Origin of the sequence: Pseudomonas sp. Fl5BN2 (assembly GCF_009908205.1) — a bacterium.
In the GTDB taxonomy this organism is placed as follows: Bacteria; Pseudomonadota; Gammaproteobacteria; order Pseudomonadales; family Pseudomonadaceae; genus Aquipseudomonas.
The window spans coordinates 326,919-341,705 of the sequence record NZ_JAAARL010000004.1 but is presented as its reverse complement, the minus strand read 5'-3'; the positions used below and the strand labels follow the sequence as shown (position 1 = coordinate 341,705).

Annotated in this window: 16 protein-coding genes; 8 read left to right on the top strand and 8 right to left on the bottom strand. The window is 60.3% G+C overall.

All coding sequences use genetic code 11. The annotated features are described in order from the left end of the window. Positions 1–18 precede the first annotated feature (18 nt). The 5 genes from GV819_RS07840 to GV819_RS07820 all read right to left on the bottom strand — a co-directional run bounded on the left by GV819_RS07840 (position 19) and on the right by GV819_RS07820 (position 4,934). Positions 19–492, bottom strand: a complete 474-nt coding sequence (locus GV819_RS07840) for a hypothetical protein (protein WP_178125955.1) — start codon at positions 490–492, stop codon at positions 19–21. 144 nt (positions 493–636) lie between these two features. Further along, positions 637–2,349, bottom strand: a complete 1,713-nt coding sequence (locus GV819_RS07835) for an amidase (RefSeq protein ID WP_161755175.1) — start codon at positions 2,347–2,349, stop codon at positions 637–639. A gap of 349 nt (positions 2,350–2,698) precedes the next feature. Beyond that, positions 2,699–3,577: a tetratricopeptide repeat protein gene (locus GV819_RS07830; protein ID WP_161755173.1), complete on the bottom strand. Its 879-nt coding sequence runs from the start codon at positions 3,575–3,577 to the stop codon at positions 2,699–2,701. Continuing rightward, positions 3,574–4,014: a hypothetical protein gene (locus tag GV819_RS07825; protein ID WP_161755171.1), complete on the bottom strand. Its 441-nt coding sequence runs from the start codon at positions 4,012–4,014 to the stop codon at positions 3,574–3,576. Before GV819_RS07825 ends, GV819_RS07830 begins: the two co-directional genes overlap by 4 nt. A gap of 68 nt (positions 4,015–4,082) precedes the next feature. Further along, complete coding sequence (locus tag GV819_RS07820; protein WP_161755169.1) at positions 4,083–4,934, bottom strand: suppressor of fused domain protein; 852 nt, start codon at positions 4,932–4,934, stop codon at positions 4,083–4,085. A 202-nt stretch (positions 4,935–5,136) separates the two neighbouring features. Between GV819_RS07820 and GV819_RS07815 the strand changes: the two genes are divergently transcribed. The 6 genes from GV819_RS07815 (at position 5,137) to GV819_RS07790 (ending at position 9,115) form a co-directional block, all read left to right on the top strand. Then, positions 5,137–5,496, top strand: a complete 360-nt coding sequence (locus GV819_RS07815) for a DUF7677 family protein (RefSeq protein ID WP_161755167.1) — start codon at positions 5,137–5,139, stop codon at positions 5,494–5,496. A gap of 122 nt (positions 5,497–5,618) precedes the next feature. Further along, complete coding sequence (locus tag GV819_RS07810; protein WP_161755165.1) at positions 5,619–6,191, top strand: nucleotidyltransferase family protein; 573 nt, start codon at positions 5,619–5,621, stop codon at positions 6,189–6,191. Between the two features lie 9 nt (positions 6,192–6,200). Further along, complete coding sequence (locus GV819_RS07805) at positions 6,201–6,647, top strand: HIT family protein (RefSeq protein ID WP_161755163.1); 447 nt, start codon at positions 6,201–6,203, stop codon at positions 6,645–6,647. Positions 6,648–6,759: 112 nt separating this feature from the next. Next, entirely contained in the window at positions 6,760–7,542 is a 783-nt protein-coding gene (locus GV819_RS07800) for a DUF4253 domain-containing protein (protein WP_256667402.1), read from the top strand. A gap of 197 nt (positions 7,543–7,739) precedes the next feature. Further along, positions 7,740–8,528 (top strand): signal peptidase I, encoded by a 789-nt coding sequence (lepB, locus tag GV819_RS07795; protein ID WP_161755160.1) that lies wholly within the window; start codon positions 7,740–7,742, stop codon positions 8,526–8,528. 86 nt (positions 8,529–8,614) lie between these two features. Then, on the top strand, positions 8,615–9,115 hold the full coding sequence (locus tag GV819_RS07790) for a GNAT family N-acetyltransferase (protein WP_161755158.1): 501 nt from the start codon (positions 8,615–8,617) through the stop codon (positions 9,113–9,115). 76 nt (positions 9,116–9,191) lie between these two features. On the opposite strand, the gene GV819_RS07785 is transcribed toward GV819_RS07790, so the two are convergent. Next, positions 9,192–9,737, bottom strand: coding sequence for an AAA family ATPase (locus tag GV819_RS07785; RefSeq protein WP_161755156.1), 546 nt, complete (start codon positions 9,735–9,737; stop codon positions 9,192–9,194). A 268-nt stretch (positions 9,738–10,005) separates the two neighbouring features. Here GV819_RS07785 and GV819_RS07780 point away from each other — a divergent pair, with 268 nt between their 5' ends. Continuing rightward, on the top strand, positions 10,006–10,701 hold the full coding sequence (locus GV819_RS07780) for a tRNA (adenine(22)-N(1))-methyltransferase (RefSeq protein ID WP_256667401.1): 696 nt from the start codon (positions 10,006–10,008) through the stop codon (positions 10,699–10,701). Between the two features lie 75 nt (positions 10,702–10,776). Here the strand turns inward: GV819_RS07780 and GV819_RS07775 are convergent, their stop codons facing one another. Further along, positions 10,777–12,981 (bottom strand): OsmC domain/YcaO domain-containing protein, encoded by a 2,205-nt coding sequence (locus tag GV819_RS07775; RefSeq protein WP_161755154.1) that lies wholly within the window; start codon positions 12,979–12,981, stop codon positions 10,777–10,779. Positions 12,982–13,206: 225 nt separating this feature from the next. Further along, positions 13,207–13,443: a hypothetical protein gene (locus GV819_RS07770; protein WP_161755152.1), complete on the bottom strand. Its 237-nt coding sequence runs from the start codon at positions 13,441–13,443 to the stop codon at positions 13,207–13,209. 378 nt (positions 13,444–13,821) lie between these two features. On the opposite strand from GV819_RS07770, the gene bla reads away from it, so the two are divergent. Continuing rightward, positions 13,822–14,724 carry a class A beta-lactamase gene (gene bla, locus GV819_RS07765; RefSeq protein WP_161755150.1) on the top strand — a complete coding sequence of 301 codons (903 nt, stop codon included), beginning with the start codon at positions 13,822–13,824 and terminating at the stop codon, positions 14,722–14,724. The last annotated feature ends 63 nt before the right edge of the window (positions 14,725–14,787 follow it).

The window sequence follows — 14,787 nt, the reverse complement described above, 5'->3', positions numbered from 1 at the left end:
GCGTTCGCGGGTTTGGCATCAAGCCCATTCATGCTCGGTCAGCCTTTTGAACTCGGCGCAGGCTTCTTCAAACTGCAGCCTTGAGAACTCGGCGCGTTGAACATGGAGGTTCCAGGCGACCGCAGTGACAACGCCATTGATCAGGTCGACGGCCCGGCCAAATCGCTCCCAGATCAGCTTCTCTCCCCGCACTACTTGCTCGACTACGGCAACCGTGCAGCTCAGGTCCATGTCGTCGGGGCAGATCAGCAGAGGGACAACGGTCGAGCAGTCCTCGGGCAGCGGCGCCAGTAACTGCCAGGCATGTTTTTGCTGCTCGTCATCGATGAGCCAGCCTTGGGCCGGCACCAGCCCCTCGGTATCGTCTTCACCTGATTGGGTGTAGATCACGCCCTTGATCCACTGGTCGAGGGCTACACCGTCGATGGTGAAAACCGGGTGGGGGGCCTTGCTGTACTTCGATTGATGCATGACGGCGTTGATCGAGTTCATGTGGCTCACGTTAAAAGCTGGGTGGGCGGCTTACACACGGCGAGCAGTGCGGGATTCAGTGGTGCAGCGCCAGGCGTCTCTTGGCCTTGTAGCTTTGCTCCAGGTGTTGAAGAACGGGGCCGTTACGGCCCCATCCCACACCTGTCACTGACCGCTCAGCAACGCCGGCGTACGCGGTGGAATCAAGCGTTTGCTCCCGGTCGACTCGAACGCCGAAGCCAACCGCAGCAGGCGCGAATCGTCATAGGCACGGCCGGCAAAGGTCAGGCCCACCGGCATGCCGATGTCCGCCATCACGCCCATGGGCACGGTCACCGTCGGTACGCCCAAATGGCGGATCGCCAGGTTGCCATTGGCCACCCACACGCCGTTGCTCCAGGCAATGTCCGCCGACGCCGGGTCGACATCGGCATTCGCCGGGCCGACATCGGCCACGGTAGGAAACAGCACCGCGTCCAGCCCCAGTCGATCCATCCACTCTTCGAGGTCGATGCGCCGGGTCTGCTCGAGCCCGCGCAGGCCGTCGGGCAGGGTGGTGATCTGGTCCCAGGTCTTGAGCCCGCGCTTGGCCATGTTCACGTATTCATCCATGCCGGCGGCCAGGTCATCTTCGCGGTTGGGCAGGGTGCCCGGGTCGTGGGGGAAGATCTGCGGTCCGTCGACATCGGCCAGGCGGTTGAGCTTGGGATCGTCGTTGGCCCGCAGGAAGTCGTCGAAGGCCCAGCCCGACAGCTCCCACAGCTCGTCATGGAGGAACTCCTTGCTGACCAGGCCGCGGTTGTACACGGTCGGCGCGCCGGGACGATCGCCTTCGCAGTTCGACACCAGGGGGAAATCCACTTCCAGTACTTCTGCGCCGGCCGCTTCCAGGGCTTTGCGCGCCTGTTCCCAGAGAGCGATCACCGAAGGCCGGGTGTTGATCCGCTGGCCAGTGGGGCCGCCGATGCCCGGGTTCTCGCTGGTGCCGGCTTCGGCGTCGGCGTTGATGTACATGCGCGGCACCCCCAAGCGCTTGCCGGCCAGGGCGGCCGGGCTTGCTGCCAATTGCGGGTAGGACGCCGGGCGCACCGAGGCCACGCTGGGGATTGGCACCCAGGGCTGCAGGCGCCACAGGTCGCCGCGGGTGTCCGGGTCTTCGGCCACCACCACGTCGAGCACTTCCAGCAGGTCGGCCATGGTCCGGGCGAAAGGCACGACCACGTCCATGGTCGGGGTCAGCGGCCAGTTGCCGCGCACCGAGATCACTCCGCGTGACGGGGTGTAGGCGCACAGGCCATTGTTGGAGGCCGGGCCACGGCCGCTGGACCAGGTTTCCTCGGCCAGGCCGAAGGCGGCGAAGCTGGCGGCGGTGGCCGTGCCGGCACCGTTGGACGAGCCCGAGGCGAAGGGCGCAGTCAGGTAGTCGGCGTTGTAAGGGCTTTCGGCGCGGCCATAGACCCCGCGCTGCATGCCACCGTTGGCCATGGGCGGCATATTGGTCTTGCCCAGGCAGATAGCCCCGGCGCCGCGCAGGCGCTCAATGGTGAAGGCGTCACGGTAGGCCACCAGCTCGGCGAAGGCCGGGCTGCCGGAAGCGGCGCTCAGGCCCTTGACCAGGTAACTGTCCTTGGCGGTGTAGGGGATACCGTCCAGCGGCCCTAGGGCCTGGCCCTTGGCGCGACGGGCATCTGCGGCCTGGGCTTCCTTGAGCGCCTCGGGGTTGGGCACCACCACCGCGTTGAGGGCCGTGGCAGTGCCCGGGCGGTCATAGGTGTCGATTCGCGCCAGGTAGGCCTGGACCAGCTCCACCGAGGTGGTCTGGCCGGATTCGAGGGCCGCGCGCAATTGCGCAATGGAGACTTCGGTGACTTCGATCATGCTGCTATCGCCGCTGGCTGGTGAGTGACTGGGTGCAGAGGGCGCCCAGGGCACTGCTGTTGTTGTCGAGGGTGTGCATTGGGTTTCTCGTGGTACGGCTGGGTACGACAAGGGGTGCATGGGAAACAGGTGGGCCTTTTTAGCATTTAGCGCGAGGCAGAGGAATCGTTGCTGGCGTTTGTGCACGTTGGCTGCGGCTAAAAAGCCCCGGCATTTCCTTTGGCTATGACGGCGACCAGAATCCGCTGGCTACGGGTTGGGCCGGTAAGAACAGTGGTTTCCTGGTGCTTGATCGCAACAACGACGGCGTGATTAGCAGGACCGCGGCGAGCCATTCCCAAGGTGCGAATCACTTCGAGCCGGGGTAGAAGCTGGCAATCACCTTCCAACTCGTCTGACCCTTGGGGAAGATCGGCTCACCGGAGAAGCGGTAGGTGCTCATGGCTTGCAGCACGGCCTGGTCGATAGCGCTGTCGCCCGACCCCTCCAGCAGCGAGATCGAGGGCACATTGGAGCCTGGGATACATTCAAGCTGGAGTTTGAGCGGCTTGACCACAGACCCGGGTTCGAGCTTGCTCGACACGCTCATCTGCAGGCTGCGCATCTTGCTGCGCAGCCTGTACGTCGTGGTGTCGACCCAGACCTTGTTGTAGCGCTGTTCCTGTTCGGCGCTCAGCACCAGCCCTTTTCCACGCAACCTGTCTATGCCTTTCCACGCATCGCCAACACTGCTGGCAAGAGCGCTGAGGTAAAGCTGCAGCGCGCCCTGAAGATCCTCAGGGCCGCCTTTGCCTTCCACCATCAGCCTGGCCAGACGGGTCGTACTCTCCGAATTCCCGGGCTTGGCAGTGGCACGCTGATAAAACGCTCTGGCCTTGACGTAGTCGGGTGGGCCGCCAATACCTTCTTCCTCCATGCGCCCGAGCTGGTAGTAGGCCGAGGCGTTCACCTCGGCTACAGACTGATAGAGGGCTTTGGCCTTAGGTACGTCTTGCGCCACACCGTGGCCACGTTCATACAGGTCGCCGAGCAGGGTCTTGCACTGCAGGTCGCCGTTGTCGCTGCGGTTACGGATGTAGTTGACCTGCTCCCGGGTGATGGAGCTCTGATCGCGAAATTGCCAGCAGCGCAAGCTGGCGAAGGTGTCTTGCTGCTCCTGATCGACGCCGGTGCTGTGGCAGCCGGCCATGAAAGTACTGAGCAGCAGTAAAACCACAACCTTGTTCATGCGGGGCATCCGTTGAATTCGCCCAGGTAGTCGAGTGAGGGAGTGCTGGAAGGTTTGCGCTGATTCGGGCCTGAAGAGTCCGATCGCTGGTCGCCATAGATTGACTCGCTGGCGACGAGGATGAAATGGCTGTAACCCGTCTGCGCCCGGCAGCGAAGCTGCTGTTGCTCAGCGTCGCTGTGGATCAGTGACTCCAGGTACTGCGGGCATTCCTGGCTCGAAACCAGCTCGACGAAGTCGGAGTCCATATAGAAGCCCAGCTCCTGCTTCAGGCGCCAACTGGGGTTGCGGTCTTCCCAGGCCTGGTAGTCGGCGGCACCGCTGTCGGGCGCAGGTTCTGCTTCCCACTGTTCGAAGGCGAAGCGTTCGGCCTCGGTGTTGTCGGCAAATCTGCCTGCGAACAGGTGGAAGGCGTAGTAGGTGTTGTGCTCTGGCATTGAGTGATTGGTCCCGTTTGATCCTGAATGTGCTCCAGCACTAGAGGGGTTGCCCGGTGGAACTCGGTTCATACCAGGCTGGTGCGCTCCAGGCGGACGACATGGCCGAGTCCGGCGTTGTTCAGGCGAGTTACCAGGTCTTCACGGGCAGCCCGGCCACCGTTGCGTACATATTCCAGCTCGGCGGCGCTGATCAGCACCACCGGCACCAGGCTGACCGGGGACAGGGGCATGTCTTCCAGGCGGGTCGGGAAGTCGGGGGCGGGGCCGCCGATCAGCACGCCGACGCAATCGTCTTCAGTGGCGAAGTGCGCAGGCAACTGGTCGCTGATGAAATGCGACTCGCTGAAACCGGGCAGCTCCAGGGACAGCACACCGTGCTGTTGCAACTGGTGGGTGATGCCGCCGGCCTCGGCCACGGTATTGGCCACATGGCGCAGTAGTTCGAAGGCCCAGCTCTTGGCGAACGGCGAGACGTCGCCCAAGGGACCTTGGGCGTGGGCGGGAATGTCCGCGGTTTCGATGAACAGTTCCATTTCAAAGCCGTTGCCCAGGTCGTCGCCTTCGACGCCATCGAACGGGTCGCTAAGGCCTTCAGTGGTGAGCAGCAGGGTATTGGGCCGGCGCACGATGCGAAACGCCTGGCGGGTCGAAGGCCAATCGGGGCCGCCCATCAGACTGGGGCTGATCATGTAGCCAAGCACGTCGGACTCGCAGGTGCCGAGGCTTTGCCAGTGACGGTCGAGGCAGGCGGCGGAAGCTTCGCGGGTGGCGAGGTTGGCCTGTTCGGCCTTGCTCAAGTGCAAAGGATCGGTGGATTGATCAATGGCTTCGCTCGCGGGAGTGGCGCAGAGGATTGACTCGGCGCTTTGGGGCTCGGGCTTTTTGACGGCGTTGAGCAGCTTTTTGAAGAAGTCCATGGGCGGTCCTTGCAGTGGGGCGGTGTTGTGCTGGGGTACGGCGAGTGACAGGGCAAGCATTGTGCCGGGTTGGCAAGGAAGCGGAAACCGCAAGGTTGTTTTTACTCGAGGGAAGGGCGAATCGAAGGACGGGTGCCTTGCCTTTCCAGCGCCAGACACCGGAGAATTCGCACCCACCGAATATCAAGGAAAGACACTCAACATGCTCTACCCGAAAAAACTGAGCTCGGAGTTTTCCGGGGCACTGAGAACCTTCAGTTTCTGGGTCGCCAACGGCACCCTTGGTTATCCATTGCTGGAAGGTGTCGACTATCGAGCCTGCCTGGGCCAGGAGCCGAGCATGCTGGAGATGGCCTATGCAATCTTTGCCAATGTGCTGGAACTGGATGAGCAGGGTGTACCGGTGAACGCCAAGTACGCAGAGCACCGGGCGGCGCAATACATTCGCCAGTATTGTGACCCGGGGTACAGCGCGGTGCCGGGGTTTGAGGCGTGGGAGCAGGCGTTGCACGAGCCACCGGACAGGGATGATTCCAAGCCATGGCCGCTGGCTGTGGTCTAGGTTGCGGAAGGTGCTTGGCAGGCGTCGGCGTTGGGCGCTGAACCGCTAAGCGGGCGCTGTCCTCAACGCGACGCTGCGTGGCGCGCTACGCCAGGCACGGATCGATCATCCAAGGAATGAACATGACATTGACTGTCGAACGATTGGTCGCCATCGCGATGGCCAATCCAATAAACGCCGAGATCACTTCACGCTTGCCTGCACTCGGATTGGATCAATGCCTGCTCACGGCCGGCTGCCTGTTCCAAGCCGTGTGGAATGATCAATCGAACTTGCCCGCCGCTTGGGGAGTAAAGGATTACGATGTCTTTTACTTCGACAATGATCTGTCCTGGGAGGCCGAAGATGAGGTCATCCATTCGGCCCAGGGACTTTTCCAGGACCTTGAGGTTAACGTTGAACTCAAGAATCAGGCTCGCGTCCATCTCTGGTACAGCCAGCGGTTTGGCCGACCTTGTCCTCGGCTACAGTCGGCGAAAGAAGGCATTGACCGTTACCTGATAGCGGCGACCTGCATTGGACTGGATGTGCAAACGGGTGAGGTGTATGCGCCGTATGGCTTGGCCGACCTAGAGCTAGGCGTGCTTCGGATCAATCCAGAAAATCCCCAGCCGGATTTGTTTGCTCAGAAGGCAAAAAGTTATCAAGCTCGCTGGCCTTGGCTGAGGATCGTGGAAGCCAACATTGATGATTAAGGACAATGCATGTCACTGATTGCGCAACGAGTAGCGCAGGCCCGCAACGGCGCCAACGATAAAGTCATTTGCCGGATGGCCTCCGGTTGGGCAGTCATGGGCGACGTACAGTTTCTCGAGGGGTATTGCCTGTTGCTGCCCGACCCTGTGGTTGCGAGCCTGAATGATCTCGATAGCCAGGCCAGAGCCGTTTATCTACTGGACATGGCCCGCATCGGGGACGCGGTTCTGCAGGCCACCGGGGCCCTGCGCATGAACTATGAAATCCTCGGCAATACAGAGCCTGAACTGCATTGCCACATCTTTCCTCGCTACGCCAGCGAGCCAGAGCAAAAGCGCAAGATGCCCGCATGGTTCTATGACTGGAAAACCGCGATTGCCTATGCCGAGGAAACCCATGGGCAATTGCGCAAGCGCATTGCCCAACTACTGCAAGCAGCGAACCCCAACCCTTGAATGCCGCGGGCTAGCGCTTGCTATTGAGCGCAGCGGGCCTGTTCATGAATGGTCCCGTAGCCCTGAGATTCACTCATTCGTCTCAACATCAACATGGAGTAGGCAGTATTCGATGGACATCCAATTTCGCGGTAACGCAATGCTTGATAACCCAGCGGTAGGCACCTGTGACGAGTACCGCGTGAGCGCCATCTCCAGCCTGGAGGATCTGCTTGAAGCCTACCGCACGATCGCCGCCAACCACCCTGGTTTCAGGCCGCTGCTGTCGCTCGATGATCTGCCGCAGGCCCGCTACACCTCGGGGCATGCACGCAATAACCTGGGGCTGGACGATGCCTCGGAGCAGGAGATCGCCGGGTTACCGGCAGAATGTTTCGAGGACGGCGAGTACCTGGGCTATCCAACCACGAAAGCCGAGTTCGCGATCCTTTATCGCAACTTCGTCGAGCAGGCGGCAGCCACCTCGTTCGCCGACGCTTGCGCTCATGGCCTGACGCTCGATGAACATGGCCTGCAAGAGTGGATTGATTACCAGGACAATCCCGTTTCGCTGCTCGATCAGCCGCTCTCGGCGCTGCTGGTTCCGGTCGAGCATAGCTGTGAGGCACTCGCAGCTTTTCCCAACGGCTATTTCACCAGCGACCTCGGCCCGGCACAAAACTTTGCGGTTGCGCGCCATTTTGCTCTCAGCCATGGCTATGAGTTGATGGGTGTGGGCGCGTCCTATCTCGGTTTTCTACGTGCAGAACCTCCTGACCTATCCGTAGCCAACGCGGTGGCGACAGACTTCTGTGCGCTCTACAACACCCTTGAAGAGCACCGGGAAACATTGGTTTCAGTCGTTACAAAGGCTATTGCCGCTCGGACACATCTGTGGCTGCGCTACGTGGAGTGAGGCTCAGGGAAAGGCGGTGCCGAGGGGCGCGGTAAATGACTACGACCCTCGACACCTGCTGTGGGGCGGTTGCTAGCTGTGGCAAGCAGCAGTGGGTGACGACCAGGTGCGGCGAGACAAGCCCGCCCGAACCGAAACATCAGGCTCTCTTGCCAGCGCATCCGTGGTTAAACATCCATCAAATAAAGTGAAGGTGCATGTCCTCTCGTAGATCACCGTTAATTGCCTTTGTCATGTCCTGCCTGATAGCCGGTTGGGGCCTGGTGTATGTCGGTCGTGTCAAATGGGCGCTGCGTGTCGCAGGGCTGTCGTATGGCGGGTTGGTGTTGGCTGGCGCCCTGGGCTGGATTGCCAGCCCCAAGGGCATCTATGCATTCTTCATATTCGTTATGCTGGTCAAGCTGGTCTCGGCCATCGCCGCCGCAGTACTCAGTTGCCGACATGATGATGCAATGACGCTGCCCAGTGTCCGGTTCCATTGCTTTTATGTCGCCGCTCTCATCGTCGTTACCCTGGTATTGCTCTATCCGCTCAGATCGACAGTGTTCGGTTATCAGCTTTATTACGTCCCTAGCGGCTCTATGGTGCCGACCTTGGCAATCGACGATTACATCGTCACAGACACCCGCTACAGCAAGCCGAAGGTCGGAGATATCGTGGTGTACCGGTTCAACGGTTCGGAGGCTACCAAGCGTGTTGCTGCAGTAGGTGGCGACACTCTGCAAATCGTCAACGGTGACCTGATCGTCAATGGGCAGAATCTCGGGCTGTTCTTTGCACCCGCAACCCAGGTTAAACAGGCGTATTCGCTGAACCTGGCGCCGCTCAAGGTCGAAGCGGATCATGTGTACCTGTTAGGCGACAACCGCGATGTCAGTAACGACAGCCGTTTCATGGGCCAGGTCGCACGCGGCGACATTACGGGCAAGGTGACCGGGATATGGCTCTCCAAGGACGCGGCAAGGATCGGGAGCACTTTTGAGTGAGCGCCGCCATCGATGACGCGCGGGTTACTTCCGACTGTGGCCCATCATGAGTTCCGGTTTTCGCAGAGGGGCATAGGAGGGAATTGATGGAAGCATTCAAGGTTCGCGAGCTGAGACACACCGACATCGATGCGCTGCTGGCATTCGAAATCCACAACCGTGAATGGTTCGAGTCCCATATTGATGCGCGCGATCCGGCTTTCTACTCAGTGCAGGGTGTTACCGAGCACATTGATGGCTACTTGTCCGACTTTGCGGATGGCACCTGGCACCCGTTGGTTATCGAGGACGCCACTGAGCGCATCGTCGGGCGAGCAAATCTGAAAAGCATCCATGCGCCGGAGGGCGAGGCGCAAGTCGGCTATCGGATTGATCAGCACCTTTGCGGGCAAGGGTTGGCGACACTGGCGCTGAGGCATCTGATTCAACAGGCACAGGCGCGTTGGCAACTGAGGCAACTGGTCGCCTATGTCTTCAAGGAAAACATGGGCTCTCGGAAGGTGCTGGGGCGCTGCGGGTTCGTGCTTGAGCAACCCGCTGAAAACGCAGCGGTGGGAGGGGAGTACCGTTTCGTTCTTGCGCTCTAGCGGTCGCCCGCCAGGGATGTACCACCGCCCCTGGACAAAGGCTTGAGGGGCGGTCTTGGAGGCTCTTTGCCACGCATCAGCCTTGCAGATTGAGGCAGGCCTGAGTCTGCGCGGGCAGGCCATCCAAAAACTCGGAGATCTGCCGCGCACTTCGCAGATGGATCACCGGAACCAGCGGCCCGATGGCCGAGCGAACGGCCTCGATACCGGGACGGTTCACTCGGTCAAAATTCCAGATGAAGTGCAAGAACTTCAAGAACTCCTTATTCAGCTTCTCTGCGCAACCTGCCGGAAGATCAGCGCGTGGTCGTTTCAGTGCGCTGCGCAGCATCACTCGCCTCAAGCATGTGGCACGGGGCGTGTCGAGCCAGATGACCAGGTCTGCGCGGGGCAGGCGCAGATCGAAGGTTCGCCGAGCATAGTTACCCTCACAGATCCATTCATCCCCGCCGATGGCCTGCAGGACCCGGGAGCGGAAAACTGGGTTGTCGGCTTCGATCCAGCCGGGCTCCCAGAACAGCCTGTCGAGGTGCACCACCGGTAAGCCGAGGCGGCTGCCTATTTCACGTGCCAGCGTCGATTTACCACTTCCCGCGTTGCCTAATATCACGATGCGCTGCATGAGCAAATCCCTGCTGTAAACGGCCAAGTTTATCATCCGCATGGTTGTCTTGGTGTTCACCCAAGAGACTTGAATACCTTGGCCAGCGACTCTTTTCGCCCATGCTCTGCCGCAATCCCACGCAGGCAAAATGAGCAGGTGACAAGGAATAGCTAAGGAGCGAGCCATGACCCCGGTCGCATAAAGTTGAAATGCACCGCGTTGATCGACAGAATCGCCCCCGTTCCGGCCAAAGGTGCCGGGCGTTCGTGGTGAAAAGGGGCAGCAGTTGAACCAACAGACATTGTCCATGCGCCTGGAGCGCGTGGCAGCGCACGTACCCGCAGGTGCACGCCTGGCCGATATCGGCTCGGATCACGGCTACCTGCCGGTGGCGTTGATGCGCCGTGGCGCCATCGCCACGGCGGTGGCGGGGGAGGTGGCATTGACGCCGTTCCACGCAGCCGAGCGCACGGTGCGCGAGAGCAGCCTGGAGCAGCGGATCACGGTGCGCTTGGCCGATGGCCTGGCGGCGATCGAAGCGGCAGACAGAATCACCGCCATCAGCATCTGCGGCATGGGCGGCGAGACCATCCGCGACATCCTCGACAGTGGCAAGGCCCACCTGAGCGGCCAGGAGCGCTTGATCCTGCAGCCCAATGGTGGCGAGCAGCCGCTGCGCCAATGGCTGATGGAAAATGACTACCGCATCCTCTGCGAGGAGCTGCTGCGAGAGAACCGGTTCGACTATGAAATCATTGTCGCCGAGCGCGCCGGCCCGGTGACCTACAGCGCCGAGGAGCTGTACTTCGGCCCGCTGCAGATGCAGGCCCGCAGCCCGGCGTTCCTGGCCAAGTGGCAGCGCCTGCTGCGGGTGAAGCACAAGACCCTGGCCCACTTCGCCAAGGCGCGGCAGGCAGTGCCCGAAGACAAGGTCGAGGACGTCGCCCGGCAGGCTCGCTGGATCACCGAACTGCTGGCTTGACCTCAGCGAGAGGCGAGTGCTGGCTTGCTCGTTGGCCGAGCAAGATCAACCGATGGCGCTGTTTTGTCAGCGCGATTAGTTGGACAAGCCCGCCACCTTGGCCCGCGCCGCATGCAGCTTCTGGTAGCTGTCGATCAGCCGCTGGTGCCGGTCGAGGCCTTCCAGCTGCATGCTGGTCGGGGTCAGGCCGTAGAAGCGCACGCTGGCGTTCACCGAACCAATCACCGCATCCATCCGCTCGTTACCGAACATCCGCCGGAAGTTGGCCTCGTAGTCCGCCAACTCCAGATCTTCGTCCAGCTCCATCTCCAGCACCGCGTTCACCGCCTGGTAGAACAAGCCACGCTCGACGGTGTTGTCGTTGTACTGCAGGAACATTTCCACGAGTTCCTTGGCTTCTTCGTATTGCTGCAGGGCCAGGTAGATCAGCAGCTTCAACTCCAGGATGGTCAACTGGCCCCATGCGGTGTTGTCGTCGAATTCGATGCCGATCAGGGTGGTGATATCGGTGTAGTCATCCAGCTCGCTTTCTACCAGGCGCTCAACCAACGCCTTCAGCTCGGCCTCATCCAGGCGATGCAGGTTGAGGATGTCGGCTCGGAAAAACAGCGCCTTGTTGGTGTTGTCCCAGATCAGGTCGTCCACCGGGTAGATTTCCGAGTAGTCCGGCACCAGGATGCGGCAGGCGGTGGCGCCGAGGTGCTCGTACACTGCCATGTAGGACTCTTTGCCCATGGCTTCGAGAATGCCGAACAGTGTTGCGGCTTCCTGGGCGTTGGAGTCTTCACCCTGGCCGGAGAAGTCCCACTCGACGAACTCGTAGTCCGACTGGGCACTGAAGAAGCGCCATGACACCACGCCGCTGGAGTCGATAAAGTGCTCGACGAAGTTGTTCGGCTCGGTGACCGCGTGGCCTTCAAAAGTCGGCTGCGGCAAATCGTTCAAGCCTTCGAAACTGCGGCCTTGGAGCAATTCCGTGAGGCTGCGTTCCAGCGCCACTTCCAGGCTTGGGTGCGCGCCAAACGAGGCGAACACGCCGCCAGTGCGTGGGTTCATCAAGGTCACGCACATCACCGGGAACTCACCGCCCAGGGACGCATCCTTGACCAGCACCGGGAAGCCCTGGGCCTCCAGGCCCTGAATCCCCGCGAGAATTCCCGGGTACTTGGCCAGCACTTCGGCCGGTACATCCGGCAGGGCGAATTCGCCTTCGATGATTTCGCGCTTGACCGCGCGCTCGAAGATCTCCGACAGGCACTGCACCTGGGCTTCGGCCAAGGTATTGCCGGCGCTCATGCCGTTGCTCAGGTACAGGTTTTCAATCAGGTTGGAGGGGAAATACACCACCTCGCCGTCTGACTGGCGTACGAACGGCAGCGACACGATACCGCGCGCTTCATTGCCCGAGTTGGTGTCGAACAGGTGCGAGCCGCGCAGCTCGCCCTCACGGTTGTAGATTTTCAGGCAGTAGGCGTCGAGGATTTCCGTCGGCAGCTCATCTTTGCGGCCAGGCTGGAACCAGCGCTCATCCGGGTAGTGCACGAATGCCGCGTTGGCGATTTCTTCGCCCCAGAACTGATCGTTGTAGAAGAAGTTGCAGTTGAGGCGCTCGATAAACTCGCCCAGGGCCGAGGCCAGTGCGCCTTCTTTGGTCGCGCCCTTGCCGTTGGTGAAGCACATCGGCGAATGCGCATCGCGGATATGCAACGACCAGACGTTGGGCACGATATTGCGCCACGAGGCGATTTCAATCTTCATGCCCAGGCCGGCGAGAATCCCGGACATATTGGCGATGGTCTGCTCCAGCGGCAGGTCTTTGCCGGCGATGTAGGTGCCGGCTGCCGAGGTCGAATGAGGCATCAACAACGCCTGGGCATCGGCGTCGAGGTTTTCCACCTCTTCAATCACAAACTCAGGCCCGGCCTGCACCACTTTCTTTACCGTGCAACGGTCGATGGAACGCAGGATGCCCTGGCGATCCTTGTCGGAGATATCCGCCGGCAGCTCGACCTGGATCTTGAAGATTTGGTTGTAGCGGTTTTCCGGATCGACAATGTTGTTCTGGGAGAGGCGGATATTGTCGGTGGGGATATCGCGGGTCTGGCAGTACAGCTTGACGAAGTACGCCGCGCACAAGGCCGAGGAGGCCAGGAAGTAGTCGAACGGACCGGGAGCCGAGCCGTCGCCCTTGTAGCGAATGGGTTGGTCGGCCACCACCGTGAAGTCGTCGAACTTGGCTTCAAGTCGAAGGTTGTCGAGAAAGTTGACCTTGATTTCCATGGGGGGCACCGGTGCGACGAGGCAAAAAAATGGTGGGCATTATCCGGGTTTTTGACCAGGATGTGTTGTGGTTTTCGGTGAGGGCTGCTGATCGGTCCTGGGTTGCCGCGACGCAGGAAGTCGCTTTTTTGTAGCGAGCCCAGTGTTCAGGCAGGTTTCAGGCGATGGGGGCTCGAAGCCGTGCCGGGATGACTTCTGCTCCGTTGCCCTCGGTGCTGTCGAGCTTTATGGCTTTTTACAGCGGTAGGTCTCGCCGGCAATGATCATTGAGTCCTCTTTGGAGCAAGTGCGGGTGTAGCCCGAATACACCAGGGTGCCGCCTGCTACTTCACCATCAACGCACGACTTAAGCTCATCCTGGTCTGCAAAGCCGTACTCCATGAGACTGACCCCAGCAATGCCGGCCAGTCGCGACAGGTTTGCCCCGTTGATTTCTCCATGCTCGCCAAAGTCAAAAGCCATTGGCGTGCTTGTTTGTCTCGCTGGGTCGTACCGCTTCTAGTCGCCAGTTGCTCGGCGGTGAAGTGAACTTCGTCCATGGTTTGCAGTGGCCAGAAGATCCAGGAGGGCTTTTTTCATTTGGGGCGAGTTACTTGAGGCAGGTGGGCACTTGGGGGAATTTCAGCATGCGGGGTGGAAAGCCCACTCAAGCCGCGCTCCAGATCCAAGTTTTTCTAATGGCTGCTCTAAAAAATCGTGGTTTGTTGATTGCAGGCCATTAATTTAAGTTGGCCCGGTACTGAGGCCTGGAGCACCGGTTGCAGTTCGCGTTTTGAACCCTGTTTTTCTTCATTGCAGTGACGTACTGCTGACCTATCAATACCCATTTGGAAATCACTGATGAAGCGTTTGTCGCTTTCCGCTCGAAAGCTAATCCTGACCCTTGTCTTACCCCTGTCTTCGCTATTTGCCTGCCATTCAGCATTTGCCGGATCCGAGTCATTGGAGCAAAAACTCTCTGCACTGGAAAAGCGTGCCAATGGCCGTATTGGCATGGCGCTGATCGAGTCGGGCAGCCAAAGAATGCTGACCTATCGAGGGGATGAGCGCTTCGCCATGGCCAGTACTTTCAAGGCACTGCTGGCTGGCGCAGTGTTGCAAAAAAGCGTCGGGCAGCCAGGTCTCTTGAGCAAGCGAGTCACTTACGATAAAGCATCTTTAGTCGTCTACTCCCCGGTTACCGAACAGCACCTGGAGGAGGGCATGACGGTCAGCGAGCTGTGCAAGGCAGCGGTTGAGTGGAGTGATAACTCAGCGGCCAATCTGCTGCTGAAGGAGCTGGGTGGCCCCGCGAGCGTGACCCAACTGGCCATGTCGCTGGGCGACGACAAAACACGCCTTGATCGATGGGAGCCGGAGTTGAATTCTGCGATTCCTGGTGATGAGCGTGATACATCGACACCACTCTCGATGGCTCGGAACCTGCTGAAGTTGACCGTCGCAGATGGGCTGCCGAAAGAGCAGCAGCAGTTGTTGGTCAGCTGGTTGAAAGACAGCAAGACCGGCGCACAAAGTATCCGGGCTGGGGTTCCAGGGGGGTGGCCAGTCGGCGACAAGACCGGCGCAGGTGAATACGGAACCACCAATGACCTGGCAATAATCTGGCCACCTACAGGGCAGCCGCTGGTGCTGGCCATTTATTTTACCCAGCGGGAGCAAAAGGCGCAGGCGCGTCGGGATGTTCTGGCTTCAGTCAGCAAAATGGTCTTGGCTGAATTCACGGGTAACCCGACCAAGCATTGAGGACGGGGGGCTTGCGAAAGCACGTGGCTAAATCGCGGTGAATAATCCGAGACTTTCCGAAGC